The 22,546-nt window shown below is 73.5% G+C and carries 22 protein-coding genes; 5 read left to right on the top strand and 17 right to left on the bottom strand.

The genetic code is table 11. The annotated features are described in order from the left end of the window. Positions 1-4 precede the first annotated feature (4 nt). The gene (locus ANAE109_RS11905; protein ID WP_158305887.1) at positions 5-859 is read right to left on the bottom strand and encodes a peptidyl-prolyl cis-trans isomerase; all 855 of its coding nucleotides are present in this window, start codon (positions 857-859) and stop codon (positions 5-7) included. Positions 860-1,162: 303 nt separating this feature from the next. Between ANAE109_RS11905 and ANAE109_RS11910 the strand changes: the two genes are divergently transcribed. Further along, positions 1,163-2,125, top strand: coding sequence for a peptidyl-prolyl cis-trans isomerase (locus tag ANAE109_RS11910; RefSeq protein WP_012097117.1), 963 nt, complete (start codon positions 1,163-1,165; stop codon positions 2,123-2,125). 71 nt (positions 2,126-2,196) lie between these two features. On the opposite strand, the gene tsaE is transcribed toward ANAE109_RS11910, so the two are convergent. The 10 genes from tsaE to tilS form a co-directional block, all read right to left on the bottom strand. Beyond that, positions 2,197-2,745, bottom strand: coding sequence for a tRNA (adenosine(37)-N6)-threonylcarbamoyltransferase complex ATPase subunit type 1 TsaE (gene tsaE / locus ANAE109_RS11915; RefSeq protein WP_012097118.1), 549 nt, complete (start codon positions 2,743-2,745; stop codon positions 2,197-2,199). Further along, the gene (locus ANAE109_RS11920) at positions 2,742-4,277 is read right to left on the bottom strand and encodes a bifunctional ADP-dependent NAD(P)H-hydrate dehydratase/NAD(P)H-hydrate epimerase (RefSeq protein ID WP_012097119.1); all 1,536 of its coding nucleotides are present in this window, start codon (positions 4,275-4,277) and stop codon (positions 2,742-2,744) included. The genes tsaE and ANAE109_RS11920 overlap by 4 nt, the downstream gene beginning before the upstream one ends. Further along, positions 4,274-4,663, bottom strand: a complete 390-nt coding sequence (locus tag ANAE109_RS11925) for a holo-ACP synthase (RefSeq protein WP_012097120.1) — start codon at positions 4,661-4,663, stop codon at positions 4,274-4,276. The genes ANAE109_RS11920 and ANAE109_RS11925 overlap by 4 nt, the downstream gene beginning before the upstream one ends. Positions 4,664-4,721: 58 nt before the next feature. Further along, entirely contained in the window at positions 4,722-5,450 is a 729-nt protein-coding gene (locus ANAE109_RS11930) for a pyridoxine 5'-phosphate synthase (RefSeq protein WP_012097121.1), read from the bottom strand. A gap of 149 nt (positions 5,451-5,599) precedes the next feature. Beyond that, a complete protein-coding gene (gene glmM / locus ANAE109_RS11935) occupies positions 5,600-7,009 on the bottom strand; it encodes a phosphoglucosamine mutase (RefSeq protein WP_012097122.1) in 1,410 nt (469 codons plus the stop codon). 122 nt (positions 7,010-7,131) lie between these two features. After that, positions 7,132-7,503 (bottom strand): hypothetical protein, encoded by a 372-nt coding sequence (locus tag ANAE109_RS11940; RefSeq protein WP_012097123.1) that lies wholly within the window; start codon positions 7,501-7,503, stop codon positions 7,132-7,134. Next, positions 7,490-8,380: a diadenylate cyclase CdaA gene (cdaA, locus tag ANAE109_RS11945; RefSeq protein WP_012097124.1), complete on the bottom strand. Its 891-nt coding sequence runs from the start codon at positions 8,378-8,380 to the stop codon at positions 7,490-7,492. Before cdaA ends, ANAE109_RS11940 begins: the two co-directional genes overlap by 14 nt. A gap of 58 nt (positions 8,381-8,438) precedes the next feature. After that, positions 8,439-9,281, bottom strand: a complete 843-nt coding sequence (gene folP, locus ANAE109_RS11950; protein ID WP_012097125.1) for a dihydropteroate synthase — start codon at positions 9,279-9,281, stop codon at positions 8,439-8,441. A 73-nt stretch (positions 9,282-9,354) separates the two neighbouring features. Then, positions 9,355-11,259, bottom strand: a complete 1,905-nt coding sequence (gene ftsH, locus ANAE109_RS11955; RefSeq protein ID WP_012097126.1) for an ATP-dependent zinc metalloprotease FtsH — start codon at positions 11,257-11,259, stop codon at positions 9,355-9,357. 146 nt (positions 11,260-11,405) lie between these two features. Then, entirely contained in the window at positions 11,406-12,716 is a 1,311-nt protein-coding gene (gene tilS, locus ANAE109_RS11960; RefSeq protein ID WP_012097127.1) for a tRNA lysidine(34) synthetase TilS, read from the bottom strand. Positions 12,717-13,247: 531 nt separating this feature from the next. On the opposite strand from tilS, the gene ANAE109_RS11965 reads away from it, so the two are divergent. The 4 genes from ANAE109_RS11965 to ANAE109_RS11980 all read left to right on the top strand — a co-directional run bounded on the left by ANAE109_RS11965 (position 13,248) and on the right by ANAE109_RS11980 (position 17,705). After that, complete coding sequence (locus tag ANAE109_RS11965; protein WP_012097128.1) at positions 13,248-13,463, top strand: TIGR04563 family protein; 216 nt, start codon at positions 13,248-13,250, stop codon at positions 13,461-13,463. A gap of 137 nt (positions 13,464-13,600) precedes the next feature. Beyond that, on the top strand, positions 13,601-14,956 hold the full coding sequence (locus ANAE109_RS11970) for a hypothetical protein (protein ID WP_012097129.1): 1,356 nt from the start codon (positions 13,601-13,603) through the stop codon (positions 14,954-14,956). A 361-nt stretch (positions 14,957-15,317) separates the two neighbouring features. Then, positions 15,318-16,685: an ammonium transporter gene (locus ANAE109_RS11975; RefSeq protein WP_012097130.1), complete on the top strand. Its 1,368-nt coding sequence runs from the start codon at positions 15,318-15,320 to the stop codon at positions 16,683-16,685. A 258-nt stretch (positions 16,686-16,943) separates the two neighbouring features. Then, positions 16,944-17,705 (top strand): hypothetical protein, encoded by a 762-nt coding sequence (locus ANAE109_RS11980; RefSeq protein WP_041448302.1) that lies wholly within the window; start codon positions 16,944-16,946, stop codon positions 17,703-17,705. Between the two features lie 75 nt (positions 17,706-17,780). Here ANAE109_RS11980 and ANAE109_RS11985 read toward each other — a convergent pair whose 3' ends face one another. The 6 genes from ANAE109_RS11985 to ANAE109_RS12010 form a co-directional block, all read right to left on the bottom strand. Further along, complete coding sequence (locus ANAE109_RS11985; RefSeq protein WP_012097133.1) at positions 17,781-18,269, bottom strand: PilZ domain-containing protein; 489 nt, start codon at positions 18,267-18,269, stop codon at positions 17,781-17,783. A 120-nt stretch (positions 18,270-18,389) separates the two neighbouring features. Next, positions 18,390-19,208 (bottom strand): 3-keto-5-aminohexanoate cleavage protein, encoded by an 819-nt coding sequence (locus ANAE109_RS11990; protein ID WP_012097134.1) that lies wholly within the window; start codon positions 19,206-19,208, stop codon positions 18,390-18,392. Between the two features lie 30 nt (positions 19,209-19,238). After that, positions 19,239-19,637: a hotdog domain-containing protein gene (locus ANAE109_RS11995; protein ID WP_012097135.1), complete on the bottom strand. Its 399-nt coding sequence runs from the start codon at positions 19,635-19,637 to the stop codon at positions 19,239-19,241. After that, positions 19,637-20,404: an OAM dimerization domain-containing protein gene (locus ANAE109_RS12000; protein WP_012097136.1), complete on the bottom strand. Its 768-nt coding sequence runs from the start codon at positions 20,402-20,404 to the stop codon at positions 19,637-19,639. Before ANAE109_RS12000 ends, ANAE109_RS11995 begins: the two co-directional genes overlap by 1 nt. A 2-nt stretch (positions 20,405-20,406) precedes the next feature. Beyond that, positions 20,407-20,952 (bottom strand): hypothetical protein, encoded by a 546-nt coding sequence (locus ANAE109_RS12005; RefSeq protein WP_012097137.1) that lies wholly within the window; start codon positions 20,950-20,952, stop codon positions 20,407-20,409. Continuing rightward, on the bottom strand, positions 20,949-22,520 hold the full coding sequence (locus ANAE109_RS12010) for a lysine 5,6-aminomutase subunit alpha (RefSeq protein ID WP_012097138.1): 1,572 nt from the start codon (positions 22,518-22,520) through the stop codon (positions 20,949-20,951). Before ANAE109_RS12010 ends, ANAE109_RS12005 begins: the two co-directional genes overlap by 4 nt. Positions 22,521-22,546: the final 26 nt, after the last annotated feature.

The raw sequence follows: 22,546 nt of genomic DNA on the forward strand, positions 1-22,546 counted from the left end.
CGCGCTAGCGCGGTCCCGCCAGCGACGGGAACTCGACGTCCGCGTCCCTGCGCAGACGAGAGAGAAGCTCATCGAAGGCCTTGCGCTTCAGCTGCGGCACGAGGCGGTTCGAGACCTCCCCGCGCGCCTCCTCGAACGACGGGACCCGGCCCGGCCGCCGCTCTATGAGCTCCAGCACGGCGAAGCCGTCGGTCAGCTCGATGACCGGCGAGCGCGCCCCCACCGCGGGGAGCTCGAACGCAGCGGACTCCAAGCGCGCGTCCTTGCCGTCCCCTCGTCCGATCAGCCCGAGATCTCCCCCCCGCGCGCGCTCGGGACCGTCGCCGGACACCGCGACCGCCTCGAAGCGCTCACCGGCGCGCAGCCGCCCCGCGAACCGTTCCGCGCGCTCCCTCGCGCGCTCGCGATCGGAGCGCGACGCCCCCGGGTCGACCTTCGCGAGCACGCGCCGGACGCGGAGGCGCTCGGGCTGCGCGAGCTCGGCCCCGTGCGAGTCGTACCAGGCGCGGAGCTCGGCGTCGCTCGCGGATCCCCTCGCCTTCTCTTCCGCGGCGAGCAGCGCCTGGATCGCGAGCCGCTCCTCGAGCTCCTCCAACTCGCGACGGATCTCCGGGTCTTCGTGCAGCTTGCGCCGGCGCGCCTCTCGCGCGAGGAGGCGCTTGTCCACGATCGCCCCGACCATGTCGCGCCTGCCGGCCTCGGTCTCGAAGCGAGCCCGCAGCAGCGGCGGGAGCCGGCTCGCCTCCCGGTGCAGGTCCTCCGCCGTGACCACTCCGCCGTCGAAGCGTCCGACGACGTCGGCCGGATCGGAGCTGCTACATCCGAGGACGAGCGCTGCGAGCAGCACTGCTCGCTTCACGCGGGAAGGTGCGCCGGCTGCGTCGACCCAACTCGTGTCGTTCACGCTCACTCCAGGAGGCCCGGGGTGAGTCGTCACTACACTACGCGCCAGATTCGTCGCAACGGGTGATTTCTCCATCAGTGATGAACGCGGTTGAGCCGCCGCGCGGGCGTCGGGTCGCCGACGATTCACGCCGGGTCGTCTCCACCCCTTGATCGATCGGGTCCAGTGTGCTCTCTTCACGCTTCGTCATTTTTCCCCGCGGGCCCTCCAGGCGACCCCGAGGGATTTCCGCGCCCTGGTCTACGGAGTCAGCACACGATGCGTCGCATCGCACTCGTCCTTGCAGTCACGGCCGCCGCCGCCTGCTCCAAGGGAGACAAGAACGGCGGCCCCATCGTCGCGAAGGGCGACGGGATCTCCGTGACGGCGGACGCGTTCAAGAAGAAGCTGGACGAGCAGTCGCCGTTCATCCGCGCGCGCTACTCCGCGCTCGAGCGGAAGAAGGAGTTCCTGGAGAACCTGATCCGGTTCGAGCTGCTCGCCAGGGAGGCGCAGGCGAAGGGGCTGGACAAGGATCCCGAGGTCCAGGAGACCCTCAAGAAGATCATGGTCCAGAAGCTCGTGCGCCAGGCCTTCGACAGCGAGGCCGGCAAGCCCGCGGACGACGAGGCTCGCAAGTACTACGACGAGCACCTGGACGAGTTCGTCAAGCCCGAGCGCGCCCGCGTCTCAGCGGTGATCTTCGCCGCGCCGGCTGGCTCACCGGACCGCGCGGCGAAGGCCGGCCAGGCGAAGAACGCGCTGGCGCGCCTGAAGGTGGAAGGTCCGAAGAACCCCCTCGCGTTCTCGAATCTCGCCCGGGAGCTCTCGGACGATCCGGTCACCAAGGCTGCGGGCGGAGACCTGGGTTACCGCACGAAGGAGGAGCTCTCGGCGCAGCACTCGCCCGAGCTCGCCAACGCCGCGTTCGCGCTGAGGGAGGTCGGGCAAGAGTCGGGCGTCGTCGAGACGCCGCGCGGGTTCGCGATCCTGAAGCTCGGCGCGCGCCAGGCGCCGATCGACCGTCCGTTCGACGAGGTCAAGGCGCAGATCGCCGCGCGCATCGGGCGGGAGAGCCGGACGAAGGAGTTCGACAGCTACGTGAAGGGCCTCCGCGAGAAGGCGTCCATCGAGATCTTCGACGCCGAGCTCGAGAAGATCGCCATCACCGGAGCGCCGCCGCCCGGGGCGAGCGACGCGATGGCGGTGCCGGCCGCCGCCCTGGCGCCCGCGCGGCACTAGCGGAGCTCTTCAGCGGAGACGGGGCCGCGCGGCGCAGGCTGCGCGGCCCTGCCATTCCTGGCGGTGCAGGGTCATCCAGGCTCGGCGCCGCCGACGCGAGCGCGGCTCCCGCGCCCACCCCCGGGTCCCGGCCCTCTTCCAGCGAGCGCCCTCGCCAGCGCTGCGTGCCGGTCGCCGACGCCCACGAGCCCGACGTGGCGCACGGACGGCGCGCGGTCGTCGTGGGTGAGGGTGAGCGTGAGCCGCTCGGCCGGCAGCGCCGAGGGGATGCGGTCCGCCCACTCCACGAGCAGGGCGCCCTCCCCGCCCACGAGGTCGCCGAAGCCAGTCCCGTACAGCTCGTCCTCGTCGCCGATCCGGTACAGGTCGGCGTGGTGCACCGGGATGCGCCCGCGGTAGGTCGCCACGATGGCGAAGCTCGGCGAGGAGACCTCCTCGGCGGGCACCGCCGCGCCCTCGCAGGCGCCGCGGACGAGCTGGGTCTTCCCGGCGCCCAGCTCGCCCACGAGCGCGACCACGTCGCCGGGCTGGAGCAGCGCTCCGAGCTTCTTCCCCAGCGCGAACGTGGCGCGCGCGGAGCGCGTCCTGCGCCGCGCCTCGAACCGCTGCTCCGCCGTCATCGCCGCCACTCCGCCCACACCTCGCCGATGGCCTCGCCCAGATCACCGGCGAGGAGCCCACGCTCGCCGAGCCGGGCCGCGACGCGGTCCCCTGCCCGGCCGTGAACCCACGCGCCGACGCGCGCCGCCGCCCCGGGCGGAAGGCCGCCGGCGAGGAGCGCGCCGATGAGCCCCGCGAGCACGTCGCCGGTGCCGCCCGTCGCCATCCCGGCGTTGCCGGTCGGGATCACCGCCGCGGGCCCGTGCGGATCGGCGACCACCGTGCGCGCCCCCTTCAGCACCACCGTCACGCCCCACTCTCGCGCCTTCGCGCGCGCGACCTCGATGCGGTCCGCCTGCACCTCGTCGATCGGGGTCCCGCACAGGCGCGCCATCTCGCCGGGGTGCGGCGTGAGCACGAGCGGTTCGCCCAGCGCGGCGAGCCGGCCGGGCTCGTCGGCGAGCGCGTTCAGCGCGTCCGCGTCGAGCACCGCCGGCAGCCGCGCCCGCTCGAGCAGCGCCCGCAGCAGCTCACCCGTCTCCTCGCCGCGCGGGATGCCCGGGCCGATGGCCAGCGCGTCCACGCCCTTCGCCGCCGCGAGGAGCGCCTGGAGATCTGCCCGGCCGAGCGGACCCGCGCCGGGAAGCGCCACGCTCATCGCCTCCGGGCGGCCGAACAGCGCGAGCGGCAGCGCCTCGGCGCGGGCGGCGAGCGTGACGAGGCCGGCGCCGCCGCGCAGCGCGCCGGTGAGCGCGAGGTGGGCCGCGCCCGTCTTGCCGGGCGACCCGGCCACCACGAGCAGCCGGCCGGCGTCGCCCTTGTGGGCGTCGGGCGAGCGCGCCGGGAGGAGCGCCTGCGCCTGAGCCGCCTCGAGCAGCTCGCAGGTGAGCGGCACCCGCGCGGCGGCCTCGAGCGGGATGCCGATGTCGGCGACGATCACCTCGCCGGCGACGGACGGCCCCGGGTGGAGGACGAGCCCGCGCTTCTGGAAGGCGAAGGTGACGGTCCGGTCCGCCCGGACGCAGGCCGCGCCGAGCGGGCGGCCGGTGTCCGCCGACAGGCCGGACGGGACGTCCACCGCCACGACGCGCGCCCCCGCCGCGCGGGCGGCGTCGATCCGCTCGATGGCTCGCGCGAACGCGCCCTCCGGCGCGCGGGTGAGGCCGGTGCCGAACACGCCGTCCACCACCACGTCCCCGGGCCCGGCGTCCACGGTGAGCAGCTCGCCCGCCTCGTCGATCGGCACGCCCGCGCGCTCCGCCTCCTCGCGCGTCACGCGCGCATCGCCGGAAAGCCGCGCCGCCGGCACGATCGAGACGACGCGCGCGTCCCAGCCCTCCGCCCGCAGGACCCGCGCCGCCACGTAGCCGTCGCCGCCGTTGTTACCGCCGCCGCAGACGACGACGATCCGCCCGCCAGGCGCGCAGAGCGATCGGACGGCCTCCGCGACGGCGCGCCCCGCCCGATCCATGAGGGCGAGCGAGGGCACGCCGAAGGCGTCGATGGCGGCGCGATCGATGGCGCGCATCTCAGCCGAGCCGACGAGCCTCATCGCGCCTCCTCCCCGTCGAGCACGACGGTCGCCGCGGCGACGCCGCCGTCGTGCGTGAGCGTCACGAGCACCCGCCGCACCCCGAGGCGCGCCGCCGCCGTCGCGGCGACGCCGGCCAGCTCGAGGACAGGCGCGCCCGCCCCGCGCACCACCTCGACGTCGGTGAATCGGATCCCCGCTGGCGCGCCGAGCGCCTTCGACGCGGCCTCCTTCGCCGCGAAGCGCGCCGCGTAGCGCGTGGCGCGGTCGCGCGCCGCGTCGCAGTACGCCCGCTCGCGCGCCGTGAAGCAGCGCTCGAGGAAGCGGTCCACGCGCGCGGGCGGACCGGCGAGGATGCGCTCGATGCGCGCCACCTCCACCACGTCCATGCCGAGCCCGAGGATCACGTTCCGCCCTCTCCCGCCCGCCGCCGCCCCTTACGACAGGGGCGAGCGGCGGGAGTCCTCACGGCCGCGCCTTCGCGATGAGCTCGCGCATCTCGCGGACGGCCCGCTCCATCCCGACCAGCACCGCCCGGCCCACGATGGAGTGCCCGATGTTCAGCTCCTCGATCTCGGGGATGGCCGCCACCGGCACCACGTTCTGGTAGTTGAGGCCGTGGCCGGCCGCCACCTCGAGCCCCAGCTTCGCCGCCGCCTTGCACGCGTCGACGAGGCGCGACAGCTCCTTGCGCCGGTCGGAGGCGAGCCGCGCGTCGCAGTAGCGCCCGGTGTGGAACTCGACCGTGGCCGCCTCGGCACGGTGCGCGGCCTTCACCTGGTCGAGGTCGGGGTCGATGAAGAGCGACACCTTGATGTCCGCGTCGCGCAGGGTCTTCACCACCTTGCGCACGTTCTCGCGCCCGCCGAAGACGTCGAGGCCGCCTTCGGTGGTGAGCTCCTCGCGCCGCTCCGGCACGAGCGTCACCACGTCCGGCTTCACCTCGTAGGCGATCTTCACCATCTCCTGGGTCGCCGCCATCTCGAGGTTCAGCTTGGTCGCCACCGTTCTGCGCAGGATCTGGAGGTCTCGCTCCTGGATGTGGCGGCGGTCCTCGCGGAGGTGGATGGTGATCTGGTCCGCGCCGGCCAGCTCGGCGAGCACGACGGCGGCGACGGGGTCCGGGTAGGTGGTGCGGCGAGACTGGCGGAGCGTCGCGACGTGGTCGACGTTGACGCCGAGGCGGGCGGGCATGGCGGGAATTTAACCCATCTTCTCGCCGGGGGGACGCAGACGGCGCGTCCCCCCGGGCCCCCCGGCGCCGGCGCAGCCTCATCCGGCTGCGTCTGCGCTGCTGGGGGGACGCACGCGGCGCGTCCCCGGACCCGGCTCGCGCGCCCTCGCTACCCGAGCGCCTTGCGAAGCTCGTCGGCGATCTCGTCCGCCTGGGCGCGGATCCGCTTCCCGTCGGTGCCCTCGACGAGCACGCGCACCTTGTTCTCCGTCCCCGAGAACCGCACCAGGACCCGGCCGTCCTTCCCGAGTGCCTTCTCCACGGAGCCGATGACGCGCGCCACCTCGGGCAGGTCCGAGAGCGGGCGCCTCTCCTTCACCGCCACGTTCACGAGCGCCTGCGGCACCGGCTCGAAGCAGCGGGCGAGCTCCGAGAGCGGGCGCCCCTCGCGCTGCATCACGGCGAGCACGTTCAGGGCCGCCGCCACGCCGTCCCCGGTCGTCACGTGGTCGAGGAAGATGAGGTGTCCCGACTGCTCGCCGCCGAAGTTGTAGCCGCTCCGGCGCATCTCCTCGACGACGTAGCGGTCGCCCACCGCCGTCCGCACCACGCGGCCCCCGGCGCCCGCGAGGGCGCGCTCCAGGCCCAGGTTGGACATCACCGTCGCGACGACCGTCCGCTTGGCGAGCGTCTTCTGGCGGATGAGGTCCCGCCCCACGAGCGCCATGATCGCGTCGCCGTCCACGATCCGGCCCTGCTCGTCCGCGAGGATCACGCGGTCGGCGTCGCCGTCGAGCGCGAGGCCGAGGTGCGCCCGGTGCTTCTGGATGGCCTTCGCCATGCTCTCCGGGTGAACCGCGCCGCACCCGTCGTTGATGTTCTTGCCGTCCGGCTTCACGTTGAGCGCGATGACCTTCGCGCCCAGCTCCTCGAACACCGCCGGCGCGACGTGGTAGGCGGCTCCGTGGGCGCAGTCCACCACGATGGTGAGCCCGTCCAGCGTGAGGTCCTTCGGGAAGATGGACTTGAGGAACACGACGTAGCGCCCGATGGCGTCGTCGATGCGCTTCGCCTTGCCGATCCGCGTCGCGGTGGGGCGGAGCGCGTGGAACTCCTCGAGGCCGGACTCGCCGAGCACCAGCTGCTCGATCTGCAGCTCCACCGCGTCCGGCAGCTTGAACCCGTCGCGCGAGAAGAACTTGATCCCGTTGTCCTGGTACGGATTGTGGCTCGCGCTGATGACGACGCCGGCGTCGGCGCGCATCGACTCGGTGAGGAAGGCGATGCCCGGCGTCGGGAGCGGTCCGGAGAGCATGACGTCCACCCCCATGGAGCTGATCCCGGAGGCGATCGCCTGCTCGAGCATGTACCCCGACAGGCGGGTGTCCTTGCCGATCACGATGCGGTGGCGGTGCGAGCCGTTCCGGACGACGTAGGCGAGCGCCCGCCCGAGCTGGAGCGCCATCTCGGCGGTCATGGGGTGCACGTTCGCGACGCCGCGGACCCCGTCGGTGCCGAAGAGCCGCCGAGCGATCGGCGCGTGCCCGGTGGTGCCGTTGGCGCTGGTGCCGTTGCGCATGGTGTTCCGTGCCTCGTTGCGGGAGGGGCGAGCGCGGGCGGCGCCGTTCACCTGCGCACGGGAGGTCGAGCTGGGTTCACGAGTCGGCATCGCACGCAACCTAGGGTTCATGGGGGTGGGCTTCAATGGACGTCCCGCCGGAGGTCGATCGTCCCCTGCGCGGGCGTGATGGACTCGACGCGCAGGCCGAGCGGAAGGTGGAGCGCCTCGGCGCGGGCGTGCCACGCGACCGCCGCGGCGCCTCCGCGCGTCACGTCGATCCGGACCGGGCCGAGGCTGGCCGGGTCGAGCACGCGCAGCCGCGCCCACTGGCCGTTCACGGCGACGGTGACCTCGGTCGGGAGCCCCTCGACCTTCGGGACCCTGGGCGCGAGCACCGCCTCGACCGGGACCGTGTAGACGGCGGTCACGCGCCGCTCACCGCGCACGACGACGAACAGCGCGGCGGCGATGGCGACCGCGAGGAAGCCCAGGGCGAGATCAGAGCGCCGCACGCGGCCCCTCCCTTCCCGCCGCGCCGCGCACCCTCGCTCGGACGAGCGCGCCCAGGCCGCCGCCCCCGCCCCGCTCGGCGCCGACGAAGGCGCCGTAGAGGACCGCGCGCAGCGCCTTCTCGTCGAGGGCGCGCTGCAGCGCGCCGTCCAGCGCCACCGAGATCTCGCCACGCTCCTCCGACACGACCACCACCGCCGCGTCGGCCTCCTCGACGAGCCCCATGGCGGCGCGGTGGCGGGTGCCCAGCTCGGGGGCGGCGGGGGCGGCCGAGAGCGGCAGCAGGCACGCCGCCGCGGCGACGCGCGCGCCCTGCACCACCGCGGCCCCGTCGTGGATGGGGCTGGAGCGCTGGAAGATCGCGACGAGCAGCTCGGGGGTGACCGCCGCGTCCACCCGCAATCCCGAACCCGCCAGATCGGACAGGTCCGCGCTGCGCTCCACCACGACGAGCGCCCCGACTCGCCGGCGGGCGAGCTCCAGCGCCGCCTTCACGATGGCCTCGAGCGCGCCGAGCTGCGCGGCGCGGTCGTCCTTCCCCAGCCGCGCGACGAGCCGCGACAGACGCGACGAGCGGCCGAGCTCGGCGAGCGCCCGCCGCAGGTCCGCCTGGAACAGCACGATGACGCCGAAGATGAAGGAGTAGCTGAGGAAGTGGCCGAGCAGCCAGGACAGCGTGGCGAGCCCGGAGGCTTGTGCGCCGGCGTAGACCAAGGCGAGCAGCGACAGGCCGACGAGGATCGCGGTCGCGCGCGTGCCCCGGATGAACCGGAGCACGTGGTAGCAGACGAACGCGACGAGCGCGACGTCGACGAGCGCAAGCAGCGCGTCGCGCGCGGTGGCGTCAGGCCCGATGAGGAACGTGAGGAGGGAATGCAACGGAGGACCCCGGCGCGCAGCAGTCTACACCGATGGCGGACCTCGCGCCGAGCGCTCGTCACGACGTCCGCGGCGCGTCCCGGATGGCCGCCGCCACCTGAGCCGCCTGGCGGGCGGCCGCCACGTCGTGGACGCGGATCAGCTCGACGCCCGCCAGGACGGCGGCCGTGACGGCCGCCAGCGTGCCGGGGAGCCGCTCCCCCACCGGCGCACCCGTGACCTTGCCGATGAAGCTCTTGCGCGACGGGCCCACGAGCAGGGGCCTCCCGAGCGCCCGCAGCTCGCCCAGGCGGGCGAGGAGCTCGAAGCCGTGCTCGGCGGTCTTCGCGAACCCGATCCCCGGATCGAGGATCACCCGCTCCGGCGCGACGCCAGCCGCCGCGACCCGGAGGAGCGCCTCGGCCAGCTCCGCGCGAACCTCCGCGACGAGGTCTCCGTAGCTCGCGCGCGACTGCATGTCCGCCGGGGTGCCGCGCGAGTGCATGAGGACGACCGGAGCTCCCGCCTCCGCCACCACGCGGGCGAGGGCGGGGTCGGCGAGGCCGGCGACGTCGTTCACGAGGTCGGCGCCGGCGGCGAGGGCGGCCCTCGCGACCGCGGCCTTGGTCGTGTCGATGGAGATGGGCAGCGCGAAGGCGCGGGCTCGCAGCGCCTCCACGACCGGCACCACTCGCCGGATCTCCTCGTCCTCCGCGACCGGCGGCGCGCCTGGCCGGGTGGACTCGCCGCCGAGGTCGACGAGATCCGCGCCTTCCTCGGCGAGACGGAGCGCGTGGGCCACCGCCGCGGCGGGGTCGAGGTAGCGCCCGCCGTCGGAGAACGAGTCCGGGGTCGCGTTGACGATCCCCATGATGAACGGGCCAGGCCCGTCGAAGAGCCTGGCCCCGATCCGCATGCGCATCCGGTCCGTCCCTGCTCGCCCGCGTCGCGCGGGCACGAACGCGGCAGCCCGGCCGCGGCCGGGCCTGCCTGCGCTAGGCCTTGCTCGCGGCGGGCACGGCCGCGGCGGCCGCGTCGAGGAGCCCGCCCTTCTTCTTCTCCGCCGCTGCCGCGGCGAGCGGCTTGGGCGGAGGCGGCCGACTGATCGCCCCGCCCGAGACGATGACGTCGATGTCGGAGGCGTCGAGCGTCTCGTACTCGATGAGCGCGTCGGCGATCTTGTTCAGCACCGCGCCGTTCTCGAGGAGCAGGCGCTTCGCGCGATCGTACTGCTCGAAGACGATGCGGTGCACCTCCGCGTCGATCTCGCGCGCCGTCTGCTCGGAGAAGGTCTGGACCGTGTTCATCTCGCGGCCGAGGAACACCTCGCCCTCCTTCTTGCCGAAGGCGAGCGGGCCCATCTTCTCGCTCATGCCCCACTCGCACACCATGGAGCGAGCGAGGTTCGTGGCGACCTCGATGTCGTTGCCGGCGCCGGTGGTCTTCTGGCCGAAGGTGATCTCCTCGGCGAGCCGCCCGCCCATCAGGATCGCGATCTGGTTCAGCGCGTACTCCTGCGAGATGTTGAGCCGGTCCTCCTGCGGGAGCTGCTGGGTGAGGCCCAGCGCGCGGCCGCGGGGGATGATCGTGACCTTGTGGACGGGGTCGGTGCCCGGGATGATCTTCGCCACGAGCGCGTGGCCGGCCTCGTGGATGGCCGTCGTCCGCTTCTCCTTCTCGGAGATGATCATCGAGCGCCGCTCGGTGCCCATGATGACCTTGTCCTTCGCGAACTCGAAGTCCTCGATGGCGAGCTTCTCCTTGTTGCGCCGGGCCGCGTAGAGCGCGGCCTCGTTCACCAGGTTCTCGATGTCGGCGCCGGAGAAGCCGGGCGTGCCGCGCGCGATCTGGGTGAGGTCCACCGCGGTGTCGAGCGGGGTCTTCTTCGTGTGCACCTTGAGGATGCCGAGCCGGCCGTTCAGGTCGGGCCGCGGCACCACGATGCGGCGATCGAAGCGGCCGGGACGGAGCAGCGCCGGGTCGAGCACGTCGGGCCGGTTGGTGGCGGCGATGAGGATCACGCCCTCGTTCGACTCGAAGCCGTCCATCTCGACGAGCAGCTGGTTGAGCGTCTGCTCGCGCTCGTCGTGCCCGCCGCCGAGGCCCGCGCCGCGGTGGCGGCCGACCGCGTCGATCTCGTCGATGAAGATGATGCAGGGGGCGTTCTTCTTGCCCTGCTCGAAGAGATCGCGGACGCGGGAGGCGCCCACGCCCACGAACATCTCGACGAAGTCGGAGCCGGAGATGGAGAAGAACGGCACCCCCGCCTCGCCCGCCACGGCGCGCGCGAGGAGCGTCTTGCCGGTGCCGGGCGGCCCCATGAGCAGCACGCCCTTCGGGATGCGCCCGCCGAGCCGGGTGAACTTCTTCGGATCCTTCAGGAAGGAGATGATCTCCTCGAGCTCGTCCTTGGACTCGTCGATCCCGGCGACGTCGGAGAAGGTGATCTTGTTGTGGTGCTCGGTCATGAGCTTCGCCTTCGACTTCCCGAAGCTCATCGCCTTCCCGCCGCCCGACTGCAGCTGGCGCATGAAGAAGAAGAACAGGAGGAAGAGGAAGACGAGGGGGAGGTACTGGAGCAGCACCGTCACCCACAGCGAGCTCTGCTCCGGCTTCTCGAACGAGAGGTTCACGCCCTGCTGGCGGAGCTTCTCGGCGATGGTGGCGGAGGCGTCGATGGGACCGGTCGTGACGAACTCGGACCCGTCGCGCAGGTGGCCGAGGTAGTCGAGGTCCTTGATGCGGACCTCCTTCACCTCCCCCGCCTCGACCTTCTGCATGAACTGCGACCAGTTGTAGGTCTTCGCCTGCGTGCCGCGCTGCTGGAACAGCTGCCAGAGCGCGAGGAACATCACGATAAGGAAGACCCAGAGCAGGGCGGTCTTGTAGGACTGTCGCAAGGCTCGCTTTCCCCTTCGGTGGAGCGTCAGAACATCGGAACCGACGGGAATCGCCGCGTCTTCCGCGCGGGTCCCCGCCGGTCGGGCTCCGGAACGAGCGCCCTTTATAACAGCCCCTCACCCCTTTTGCAGGGCTGCCGTCGGTCCTAGGGGGCGCTCTCCAGGCGAACGGAGAGACCCGCGCCTCCCGGCCCCAGCCCGGCCGCCACCACGGAGAGCTCGGGGATCGCCAGGACGTCGCTCTCCCGGGCGAGCAGGACCAGCCCATCCCGCCGCTCGCGCGGCACCTTCCGATCGATGAGCCAGCGCTTCAGCGTCTTCGAGCCGCGACCGCCGTCCGGCCGCCAGCGATCCCCCGGACGCCTCGTTCGGAGCGAGAGCGGCCAGGGAACCGCGCCGACGTGCGCGGCGGCGATCTCGACCGCCCCGCCTCGCCCCGGGAGCGTGTACCTGCCCGGCGCCGCGACCTCCATCGGCGGGAGCGGGGTCGACCGCTCGCCGGGCAAGGCGATCTGGAGGCGACCGTAGCGACACCGCGCCACGAGCCCCTCGGGCAGCGTCGCCGTGCCAGGCCTGTCTCGCCGGACGAGCGCCAGGATCGCGTCCACGTGGTGGAGCTCGAGACCGTCGCGGCGCCCCGACGCTCGGGCCCACAGGCGGCGAACGACGCGGCGCCTTGCCGCGACCGGCAGCGCCCGCAGGGGCTCGAGCGCCGCGCTCGCCGCCTCACCGGCGAGCGGCCGGGCAATACGCGCGAGCGCGCGCTCGTCCTCCCGGGCGAGATCGGCCGCCCGTGCGATGGCGCGCTCAGCCGCGGGCGCGAGCGCGGTGATCGCGGGCCAGACCTCGAGCCGGAGGCGGTTTCGCGCGAAACGCGGCGTCGCGTTCGTCGGGTCGGTTCGCCACGGGACCCCGCGCTCGGCGAGGTAGACCAATCCCTCGGCTCGCGAGCGATCGATGAGCGGGCGCACGATCGCGCCCCGCCGCGGCGGGATCCCGGCGAGGCCGCGGGCCCCCGCCCCTCGCAGCAGGCGCAGGAGGACCGTCTCCGCCTGGTCGGTACGGGTATGGCCGGTGGCGATCCGCGTCGCGCCCGCCCGGAGCGCCGCCGTCCGGAGCGCCGCATAGCGGGCTCGCCTCGCCTCGGCCTGGACGTTTCCTGGTCCGATACGCACCCGGACCGACTCGAACGTGACCCCCAGCCGCTCACAGACCGACTTGGCGCTTCCCGCCTCATCGGCCCCGCCCGGCCGGAGACCGTGATCCACATACAGCGCGGCGAGTGCCATGCCCGGGAGACAGCCGGCGTCGCGGAGCTCCGCCAGGGAGGCGAGGAGGGCCGTCGAGTCGGGGCCCGCCGACAGGGCGACGAGGACCCGGTCTCCGGCAGCCAGGAGCCGACGACGGCGGATCGTCTCGAGGACGGCGGCCGGGTAAGGATGGAGTTTCTTGCGCACTGGCCGAGCGGGCTCCGGAGTGGACTTTTATAGTAGCGGCAGCCGGGCTCCGAAGAGATGCGAACGCAGCCGGGAATGAATGGCCGGACCAGCAGGTTTCAGAGGGCGAAACGACGCGAGGGAGGAACGCCGACGGACCTGCGCCCGAGTTGCCTTTTCCAAGCGGGAATGAGATCTTGGGTGCCTGAGTTGACGACGGCGAGGCGTGAGACAAGTTACAGGCGCTGGGCCTAGGGGTCCCCCCCCTCCCCCTCTGGGCCCACGGAGAGCCGGCAGCGATGCCGGCTCTCCTCTTTTCTGATCCAGCTCCGTCCACTGAGCGCGACCGGCTGCTCCGCGCACCCTCTGCGCCACGCGGCGCTCATGAAGTCCCGTCAGCGTTAAGGGCCGCGCGCTGCGGTGACGTGGAGCACTTCGCTCGACGCATCCACGGTCCGTGCGACCCACTTCCCCTTCCGAGGTGGACAAGCGCTTGACCCCAGGAGCGTGGCAGCGTACAAGGTCGCGGTTGTCCCACAGCATGGAGCAGCGATGCCCGGCACTGACAAGCGCAAGCAGTCTCTGTACTTCCCCGAGGACATGCTGAACGAGATTCAGGCCGAAGCGAACCGGCAGGACCGGTCGCTCTCGTGGATCGTTCAGCAGGCCTGGCGCATCGCGCGGGGCGAGATCATGCGGTTCCCCTCGGTGAACGACGTGCTCTCCGGCGTCGCCCGCGAGGACGAGCGCGAGGAAAAGGGCGGGTAACCGCAACCCTTTTCGGTTCCTTTTCGCTTCTCACGACGCGCCCGCGCCGGGGTCCGGCACGGGCGCGATCCGTTTTTTGGCACTGGCGCGCTGAGGGAGATACCCTGGACGGGTAGTTCTCCCCCGCCCCCGCGCCGATGCCCAGACCTCCTCCGCTCGCCGACCCGTCCGTCTCGTCCGACGAACCGCTCACCGACGACCTTCACGGCCTGCCTCCCGAGCTGGATGACGAGGAGTTCGACGTCATCGACGGACCCGGCGGCGAGCTACCCACCGGAGACGAGCCGCTGCGCGGCCGTATGCCGCGGCGCACGGTCCTGCTGGCCGTCCTCGCCGCGGCGGCGGTGACGCTGGTCGCGGGCTCGCTCGTGGGCTACCGCCTCCATCACCGGCGCGCCGTGTTGCGCGAGGGCCTCGCGCGCGCAGGGGACCTGCTCGTCCTGGACACCTCCGCCGGCTACCGCGACGCCGCCTCGCTGCTCGAGCCGCTCGCGGAGCTCGACCCGCTCGAGGCGGGCGGAACGCGCGCCTTCGCGCTGGCGATGCTCGCGACCGACTACCGCGACGACGGCGCCGCCCGCGCGGCAGCCGCCCAGCTCGTCGAGCCGATGCGCGCCCCCGAGGCGCCGCCCCTCGCCCACGCCGCGACGGCAGCGCTCGCGCTCGGCCGCCGCGAGGCAGGCAACGCCATGACCGCCGCGACGCGGGCCGGCGCCAACCTCGAGGCGTCCGTCCTCGCGGCCAGGGTCGCGCTCCAGGCGGGCAACCTCGCCGCAGCGGAGGAGCCTCTCGCCGCGGCCGCCGCGGCCGGCCGACCCGCCGCGCTGGCGCTGCGTGGCGACGTGCTGCGCCGCACGCGCCGCGATCTCGGCCAGGCGCGGGCCTCGTACGCGGCCGCGCTTTCCGCCTCGCCGCTGCACCCGCGCGCGTCCTACGGCCTGGCGAAGCTCGCGCTGTCCGGGCACGCCACGCCGGCGGAAGCGGAGAGCGCGCTGCGCCGCCTGCTCGCCGATCGCGAGCGGACCCCCGCGCCCGAGCGGGGACGTGCGGCGCTGCACCTCGCGGCGCTGCACCTTCGCGCCGGGGATCGCGCGGGTGCTCACAAGGCGCTCGACGGCGCCGGCCTCGACCGGGCAGCGCGTACCTGGGCCGAGCGTGCCGCAGCGGTCTCGGCCGCGCAGCGCGGCAGCTACCGCGCCGTCGAGGGCGCGCCGGCAGGAATCCGGAGCGCCTCCGACGACGACCCGCCGCTGCTCGCCGCGATCGCGCCCGCTCCACCTCGGCCGGCCCCAGCGGCCGCGCCGAGACCTGTCGTGAAGAAGCAGGCGAAGGTCGCTGCGAGCCGCACGAAGGCGAAGGCGTCCGCGAAGCGACCTTCGGTGAAGCCCAGCGGCTCCCGCTCCACCCAGAAGCAGCCCGCCGCCGCGCCCTCCAGGCGCAAGGCGACGGCGGCGAAGCGTCCCTCGACCGGCGCGTCCTCGACGCGGCGCTAGGAGCGCTCGACCCGAGCGATCGCGAGCAGCGCCTCGAGGCGAGCGTTCGCGTCGCCGCCGATAGGCGCGCCCGACGGGGCAGCAGCGACAGCCCGCCGGGGAAGCCATCCGCCAGCGTTCGGAGCGCGTCGCTCGGCGCGCGTGCAGCCCGATGGCGCGGCAGGTGCCCTCCCGGCGAGCCGACGACCGGCGCCCGGCCCGGATTGCTCGGGCGCCTGGCACGTCCCTGCCTCCCCAGCGGGCACGGCGCCGCTCCACCTCACTGGAATGCGCGTGTCTCGGGCACTCCGCGCGCGGCATGCGGGCTGCAACCGGGGACCCCAAACGTGCTCGGGCCACTGGTGGCCACCGGAGGACTCCTTTGAGAAAGCTGCTCTTCGCCCTCGCCGCCGCGCTCCCCTCGGCGGCGCTCGCGGCCGACGGGATCGACACCGGCGACACCGCCCTCCTGCTCGTCAGCGCGGGGCTCGTGATGCTCATGACGCCCGGGCTCGCGTTCTTCTACGGGGGGCTCGTCCGGGCGAAGAACGTCGTCCACACCATGAACCTCTCCATCGTCGTGATGGGGATCGCGGGCGTGCTGTGGGCGCTCGTCGGCTACAGCATCGCGTTCTCCCCCGGAGGCGCGCTCGACGCGGTGGTGGGCGGGCTCGGGTGGATCGGGCTGCGCGGCGTCGGCGGCGTCCCGGAGGCCTCGCTCGCCGCGACCGTCCCGCACTCCGCGTTCATGCTGTTCCAGGGGATGTTCGCCGTCATCACGCCGGCGCTCATCTCCGGGGCGATCGTCGAGCGCGTCCGCATGAAGCCCTACGTCCTGTTCGTCGCCTTGTGGAGCCTCGTCGTGTACGCGCCGGTCGCTCACTGGGTCTGGGCCCCCGGCGGCTGGCTGCGGGGGATGGGCGTGCTGGACTTCGCGGGCGGGACGGTGGTCCACATCAACGCCGCCGCGGCCGCGCTCGTGGCGGCGTTCCTGCTCGGCAAGCGCCGCGGGCTAAGGACGCCCACGGTGTTGCCGCACAACGTCCCCTTCGCCACCCTGGGCATGGGCCTGCTCTGGTTCGGCTGGCTGGGCTTCAACGGGGGGAGCGCGCTCGGCGCGAACGGCCTCGCGTCGTCGGCGTTCGTGAACACCTTCTTCGCGCCCGCCGCCGCGGCGCTGACGTGGGGACTCGTCGAGCTCTTCCGGCACGGCAAGATGTCCGGCGTCGGGCTCGCCTCCGGCGCCGTGGCGGGCATGGTCGCCATCACGCCGGCCGCCGGCTTCGTCCCTGCGATCTCCAGCCTCGCCATCGGCGCGCTCGCCGCGCTCGCCTCCTTCGGCGCGGTGCGCCTGCGCCCGAAGCTCGGGCTCGACGACTCGCTCGACGTGTTCGCGGTGCACGGCGTCGCGGCCACCCTCGGCGCGCTCCTCACCGGCGCGTTCGCGTCCACCGCCGTGAACCCGGCCGGCGCGGACGGGAGCCTCGCGCTGATCGGGAAGCAGGCCGTGGGCGTGGTCGTCACGATGATCTACTCGGGTGGCCTCTCGTTCGCGCTCCTCAAGCTCGTGTCCGTCGTGTCGCCGCTGCGCGCCGACGAGCAGGACGAGTGGACCGGCCTCGACCAGACCGAGGCCGGCGAGCGCGGGTACATCACCGCCGACCTCGAGTCGTCGCCCGGCACCGCGTTCGCTCCGCACCACGCCGCGCCGGTCGCGCGGCCTCATCCGGCGGGGCCCACGGCGGCGTAGCCCCCCCTCCGCCGCCGCCGGCTCGACGGCCCGTCCGCTCCGCGCGGACGGGCCGTTTTTCGCTGGGTGAACGTCGGCCCGCGGAGCCGCTCCGCGGCGCCCGTTTGCGCACCCCTCGCGCAGCAGCTTGCCCGACCGCCGCGCACGCGCGCGCCTGCGCGCGCCGAAACGGCCGGAAGGGCGCTCCCCCGGGTCGGCATGCACGGTGCAGTGGGAGCGATCGTCGGTTCACCCAACCTATTCCCGGAGGACATCTCGATGAAGACCGCTGTCAGGGCGCTCCTCGCCGCCGCGCTCGTCGCCGCCGCGCAGGGCGCCCGCGCGACGCCGTCCACCGTCGTCTGGACGCCCGCGACCACGTACACCCAGCCGTATCTCGTCCCGCACCTCACCTACGACACGTACGTCTCCGAGAGGAGCGGGCTGGCCAACACGTACGGCCTCACGCTGGGCGTGCTTCCTTCCTCCGCCGTGCTCCAGGGCGAGGTCGGCTTCGACCTCTTCTACCCTGGCCTGACCACCGCGGACGGGCTGCAGCTGAACGGGAAGCTGACGCTGCCCGAGGGCCTCGCGGGCGCGTGGCAGCCGGCGCTGTCCGTCGGCATCGCCAACGCGGGGTTCCAGGAGGACGTGTCGGACTACCACCTGCTGCACGCGACCCTGAGCAAGGCGACGCCCGTCGGGACCCTCGGCGTGGGCGGCTACTACGGCGCGGGCAGCGAGGCGCTCTGGTCCGGCTCCGGCGGCGTCGAGCGGGCCGGGTTCATGGCGAGCTACGTGAGCCCGGACATCAAGGTCGGCCTCCCCGGCATCGACAAGCTGTCCGTCCTCGCCGACGTCGCCACCGGTGAGAACTGGATGGGCGCCGTGAGCGGGGCGGTCGCCGTCTACTTCACGCCGAACGTCTCGCTCCTCACCGGCCCGGTCTTCTTCCTGGACACGGACCTCTACGACTCGACCCTGGGGCAGGACTGGATGTGGACGGCGCAGATCGACGTCGACATCCCGTTCATGAAGTAGCCCGGCGCGCCGTCCGGCGCTCGCCACGCGGGGCGCCTCCGGCGACGGGGCGCCCCGCGCTCGCCTCCGGAGCGCTCAAGGCGTGAGCTGCGCGAGCAGCGTGTCGAACACGAAGAGCTCGACCCGCTCCTTCTCCTCGGGGGAGAGCCCGATCGACTGGAAGGAGACGCGCACGTTCCCGCCGTTGGGCTTCGCGTCCGTCACCCGGGCGCTGCCCGCGAGCGCCTCCGCGCCGGGGATGCGCAGCGAGAAGCGCACCTCCTCGCCGAGCGGCGGCGCCTTGGCGAGCAGGCAGGAGAAGCCGCCCGACGAGACGTCGAGCGTGATGGCGCGCTCGCGTGAGGTGTGGAGGTCGAGGTCGAGCTGCAGCGCGCGCGCGACCCGGATCGCCTGGCGCGGCGGGAGTCCCTGGGCGACCGTGAGCCGCTGCGCCGCGAGCAGCGCGCGGGCGAGCTCGTCGCGGCCGGCCCGGTACTCGTCGAGCTCTACCGCGGCCAGCGCGCCCTTGCGGGCCTTCTCGTGAAGGGTGCGGAAGGCTGCGAGCCAGGCGGCGAGGGTGGTCAAGGGCGTCGCTCCAGGTGGCGCCGCGAGGCGCGTGCGAGAAGCGTCGGACGCTAGCGCCGCGCCGGCCGGATCGTCAAGCGCCGCGCAGGTCCGCCGGGCGCGCGCGCGGGCCCGGCCCGCTCAGGCGATCCCGAGGAGCCGGCGCGCCTCCGCGGGCGCGGCCGGCTCTCGCCCGGCGCGCTGCGCGAGCTTCACTGCGAGTGACACGAGCTCGTCCGAACCCTTCGCGAGCACCCCCTTCGCGGCGAACAGGTTGTCCTCGAGACCCACGCGCACGTGGCCGCCCAGCGCGAGCGCGAGCTCCGCCATGGGCAGCTGGAAGCGTCCCACGCCGGCGATGCTCCAGTGCGTCGGCTCGGGGAGCCCCTCGAGCAGGAACCTCACGTTCCGCTCGCTCGCCGACATGCCGCCGGGGACGCCCAGCACGAGCTGCACGTGGTAGGGGGCCGTGAGGTGCTTCTTCTCGAGGAGCCAGCGCAGCGTGTCGAGCATCCCCGCGTCGTAGACCTCGCACTCGGGGACGAGCCGCCGCTCGCGCAGGCGGCCTGCGATGCGGACGATGTCGGGCCGCGTGTTCTGGAACACCTCGTCCCCGAAGTTCATGGTGCCGAGGTTCAAGGTGCCCATCTCCGCGCCGTCCACGAGCGAGCCGAGCCGCTCGTCCACCGGCATCCCCACCGCCCCGCCGGTGGAGCACTGGATCACCACGTCGCTGCCCGCCTGGCGGATCCGGTCGATGATCTCGCGGAAGTGCTCGGGGCGCTGGGAGGGCCGGCCGTCGGGCCAGCGCGCGTGGAGGTGGACCGCCGCGGCCCCGGCGCGCCACGCGTCCACCGCCGCCTGGGCGATCTCCGCGGGCGTGTACGGCACGGCGGGGTTCTGCTCCCGGGTCACCTCGGCGCCGACGACGGCGGCGGTGACGATCACCTTCTCGGCCATGTGGCCTCCCCTCGCGGCCCGCCGGCGCCGCTAGCGCGCGGTCCGCTGCTTGTCCTTGGGCACGACGCAGGTGCCGCTCGCCCGGCAGACCACCACCGGCGCCGCGAGCACCTCCGCGGCGCTGTCCGAGAGGTCCCGCCGCGGCGCGATGACCTTGCGCGCCTCGAACCTCATGGCGCGCGAGGTGGCCCCCGCCCTCACGATCTCGCCCTCCGCCTCGACGTAGTCCCCGGCGTACACGGGGGCGAGGAACTCCACCGCGTCGTAGGCGCGGAAGAGGCCCTCGTCGCCGTCGTGGCGCACGAGGAGCTCGGTCGCGACGTCGCCGAACAGGGCGAGCATGCGCGCCCCGTCCACCAGGTCGCCGCCGTAGTGCGCGTCGGCCTGCGACATGCGCAGCCGGAGGGTGACCTTCTCGTTGAGCGGCATCAGTGCATCTCCTTGCCCATGCGCTTCAGGACCGCCCCGACGACGAAGTTCGCCACCTCCGACGGCCGCGTCCCCGGCCCGAAGCCGGCGTCGTAGCCGAGCTCGACGGCCAGGCGGTGGTCGATGCGGGGCCCGCCCAGGATGGCGGTCACCTGGCCCCGGATCCCGAGCCGCTCGAGCTCGACGATGAGCTGGCGCGCGTTCTCCTTGTGGACGTCGCGCTGCGTGACGACCTGGGAGACGAGCACGGCGTCCGCGTGGCGGTCCCTGCAGACGCGCGCGAGCTGCGCGTTCTCCACCTGGGCGCCGAGGTTCGCCGCCTCGAAGCAGGCGTAGCGCTCGAGGCCGTAGTCACCCGCGAACCCCTTCATGTTCATGATCGCGTCGATCCCGACCGCGTGCGCGTCGGAGCCGGTGCAGGCGCCGATCACCACGATGCGCCGGCCGACCTCGCGCGCGGCGTACTCGTTCAGCTCGTCGAAGCCCTTCTTGCGGACCACGACCTCGGGGACGGTGAGCGCGCCGTAGTCCACCGACACCGAGGTGCGGCCGTACACGACGAAGAAGGTGTAGCGCTCCGCCGCCGCCTCCATCGCCGCGACGTGCACCTGCTCCATGCCCATCTTGCGGGCGACCTCGGCCGCCGCCTCCCGCGCGCGCTCGCCCGGCGGGACGGGGAGGACGAACGAGAGCTGCACGACGCCGTCGTCGCGCCGGTCGCCGTAGGGGCGGACGATCTGCCCGGGCTCCCAGTCGTGCGGCCTCATGCTCACGCGCGCCCTCCGATCTTGGCGCTCTGCACGAGCGCCCGGTAGGCCTCCACGGCCTCCGCGCTCGCCGGCGTGCGGGCGGTGAAGAAGAGCTGGTACTGCGTGCCGCCGTCGCAGGCGGCGTACGCCCAGACGTGCCAGCCGCCGGAGTCGCCCTCCAGCGTGACGGCCGGCACGCCGGCGAGCCGCGTCGGGTGGCGGCGGACGCGCTCCAGCGCGGCGCCCCGCTTCAGGAACTCCTCCGCGCCCGCGAGGCAGGCCTGCTCGTCGGCGTAGGCCGTCGTCGCGGTGGAGATCTCCATGCGGGCCGAGTCGTCGGGCGCCTCCAGCGTCATGTGCTGGTCGCCCCCCGACGCGCGCCAGGCCGCGGGCGCCTCGAAGTGGAGGGCGCGCACGGAGTAGACGAGCCATCCGTCGCGACCGCTCGGCGCGCCCTTCGGCGCGCCCGAGAGCGCCTGGCGGACGCCGGCGCAGCCGGAGAGCATCGCGACCGCGGCGCAGAGCAGCACCGCGGCGGCGCGCGGGGAAGACGCAGGGCGGCTCATCTCGCCTCCATGATCTCGAGGAACGGGTTGAAGTAACGGGGGCCGCGCTCGACGACGCCGGAGAGGCCCTTGCCGCCGTCCTCGGCGCGCGCGACGTCTCCGAAGCGCGCCTTCCCGATGGAGGCCATGAGGCCGTCGCGGGCGACCTCCTCGAGGAGCGCGAGCGCCCTCCCGAGCGTCTCCTGCGCGCGGCGCTGCACCACGCCGCCGGGGCGGAAGGAGATCTCGGCGCCCATCGACCGCCAGGCCCGATAGACGTAGTCGGCGCTCTTCAGCGCGACGTAGCGATCCATGAGGAAGGGGTTGTGCATCGCCTCGGTCATCATGCCCAGGAGCTGGATCCCCTGCCCCGTCACCCAGCCCACCACGTCCGCCATGACGTCGTAGGCGTGGCTGAAGAAGATGTCGCCCTGCTTGTGCTTGGTGGGCGGCATGTACTTGATGGGCGCCGCCGGGAAGAGCGTGCGGACGAGGAGCGCCTGCGCGAGCTCTCGCGCGACGGTGTCCTCGCGCGACGGATCGATCTCGAACGAGTGGCCGAGGCCGATGAGCCGGTCGGGGAGGCCCGCGCGGTGGGCGAAGCTCTCGTTCACGAACTGCGAGGCGATGACGGTGTGGGCCGCCTCGTCGGCGTCGGCGGTGGTGATGTAGTTGTCCTCGCCGGTGTTGATCACCACGTCCGCGAGGGCGCAGATGCGGCGGGAGAAGTGCTGATCGCACAGGGTCCGCTTCATGTTGATGTCGCGGAACAGGATCCCGTACATCGCGTCGTTGAGCAGCATGTCGAGCCGCTCCCAGGCCGCCGCGAACGCGATCTCCGGCATGCACAGGCCGGAGGAGTAGTTGGTGAGGTGCACGTAGCGGCGGAGGCGGCGGGACTCCTCGTCCAGCGCCTCGCGCATGATGCGGAAGTTCTCCTGCGTCGCGTACGTGCCGCCGTACCCCTCGGTGGTCGCGCCGTGCGGCACGTAGTCGAGCAGCGACTGCGCGGTCGAGCGGATCACCGCGATGACGTCCGCGCCGGCCTGCGCCGCGGCGACCGCCTGCTCCACGTCGTCGTGGATGTTGCCCGTCGCGACGATGAGGTACTTGTGCGGCCGCGGGCCGGCGCCGAGCTCCTTCTTGAGGGCGTTCCGGCGCCGCACGCGCGCCTCGAGCTCCTGCACGTCGGCCCGAGCCTCCCGCCGCAGCTCCTCGAGCATGGCGCGCTCCTCGGCCTCGGGGAGCGGCTCGGGGTTCGCGGGCAGCGCGACGAGCCGCTCGACGACGCCCATGGGATCCGTCGCGCCCCGCCGCAGCGCGTAGCCCATCCAGTAGGCCGCGCCGCGGCCGAGCAGCTGCTTCTCGTGGAGCGCGTCCACCGCGAGGTTCACGAGCGGCACGCCCCGGGGGCCGGCGTCGTGCAGGCCGAACAGGCGCAGCACCGTGCGCTCGATGGAGACCGTCGTGTGGCGCTCCACCAGCTCGAGGACCTGCGCGGTGACGCGATCCGCGAGCGTGCGGCAGCGGTCGACGGCGGCGCGATCGAGCGGCAGGTCCGGGACGTGGCGACCGTCGGGAAGCAGCATGGCGCATGGATTAGGCCGGACGGCCC

Source organism: Anaeromyxobacter sp. Fw109-5 (assembly GCF_000017505.1).
Classification (GTDB): domain Bacteria; phylum Myxococcota; class Myxococcia; order Myxococcales; family Anaeromyxobacteraceae; genus Anaeromyxobacter.

Coding starts and splice junctions, on each gene's coding strand:
- tsaE (WP_012097118.1), bottom strand. CDS start 2,745: ATGACGGCGGAGCAGCGGTTCGAGGCGCGGCGCAGGACGCGCTCCGCG.
- glmM (WP_012097122.1), bottom strand. CDS start 7,009: ATGCGCAACGGCACCAGCGCCAACGGCACCACCGGGCACGCGCCGATC.
- ANAE109_RS12000 (WP_012097136.1), bottom strand. CDS start 20,404: ATGAGGCCGCACGACTGGGAGCCCGGGCAGATCGTCCGCCCCTACGGC.
- folP (WP_012097125.1), bottom strand. CDS start 9,281: ATGCGCATGCGGATCGGGGCCAGGCTCTTCGACGGGCCTGGCCCGTTC.
- ANAE109_RS11980 (WP_041448302.1), top strand. CDS start 16,944: ATGAAGACCGCTGTCAGGGCGCTCCTCGCCGCCGCGCTCGTCGCCGCC.
- ANAE109_RS11970 (WP_012097129.1), top strand. CDS start 13,601: ATGCCCAGACCTCCTCCGCTCGCCGACCCGTCCGTCTCGTCCGACGAA.
- ANAE109_RS11965 (WP_012097128.1), top strand. CDS start 13,248: ATGCCCGGCACTGACAAGCGCAAGCAGTCTCTGTACTTCCCCGAGGAC.
- ANAE109_RS12005 (WP_012097137.1), bottom strand. CDS start 20,952: ATGAGCCGCCCTGCGTCTTCCCCGCGCGCCGCCGCGGTGCTGCTCTGC.
- ANAE109_RS11930 (WP_012097121.1), bottom strand. CDS start 5,450: ATGCCCGCCCGCCTCGGCGTCAACGTCGACCACGTCGCGACGCTCCGC.
- ANAE109_RS11995 (WP_012097135.1), bottom strand. CDS start 19,637: ATGCCGCTCAACGAGAAGGTCACCCTCCGGCTGCGCATGTCGCAGGCC.
- ANAE109_RS12010 (WP_012097138.1), bottom strand. CDS start 22,520: ATGCTGCTTCCCGACGGTCGCCACGTCCCGGACCTGCCGCTCGATCGC.
- ANAE109_RS11920 (WP_012097119.1), bottom strand. CDS start 4,277: ATGAGGCTCGTCGGCTCGGCTGAGATGCGCGCCATCGATCGCGCCGCC.
- ANAE109_RS11990 (WP_012097134.1), bottom strand. CDS start 19,208: ATGGCCGAGAAGGTGATCGTCACCGCCGCCGTCGTCGGCGCCGAGGTG.
- ANAE109_RS11910 (WP_012097117.1), top strand. CDS start 1,163: ATGCGTCGCATCGCACTCGTCCTTGCAGTCACGGCCGCCGCCGCCTGC.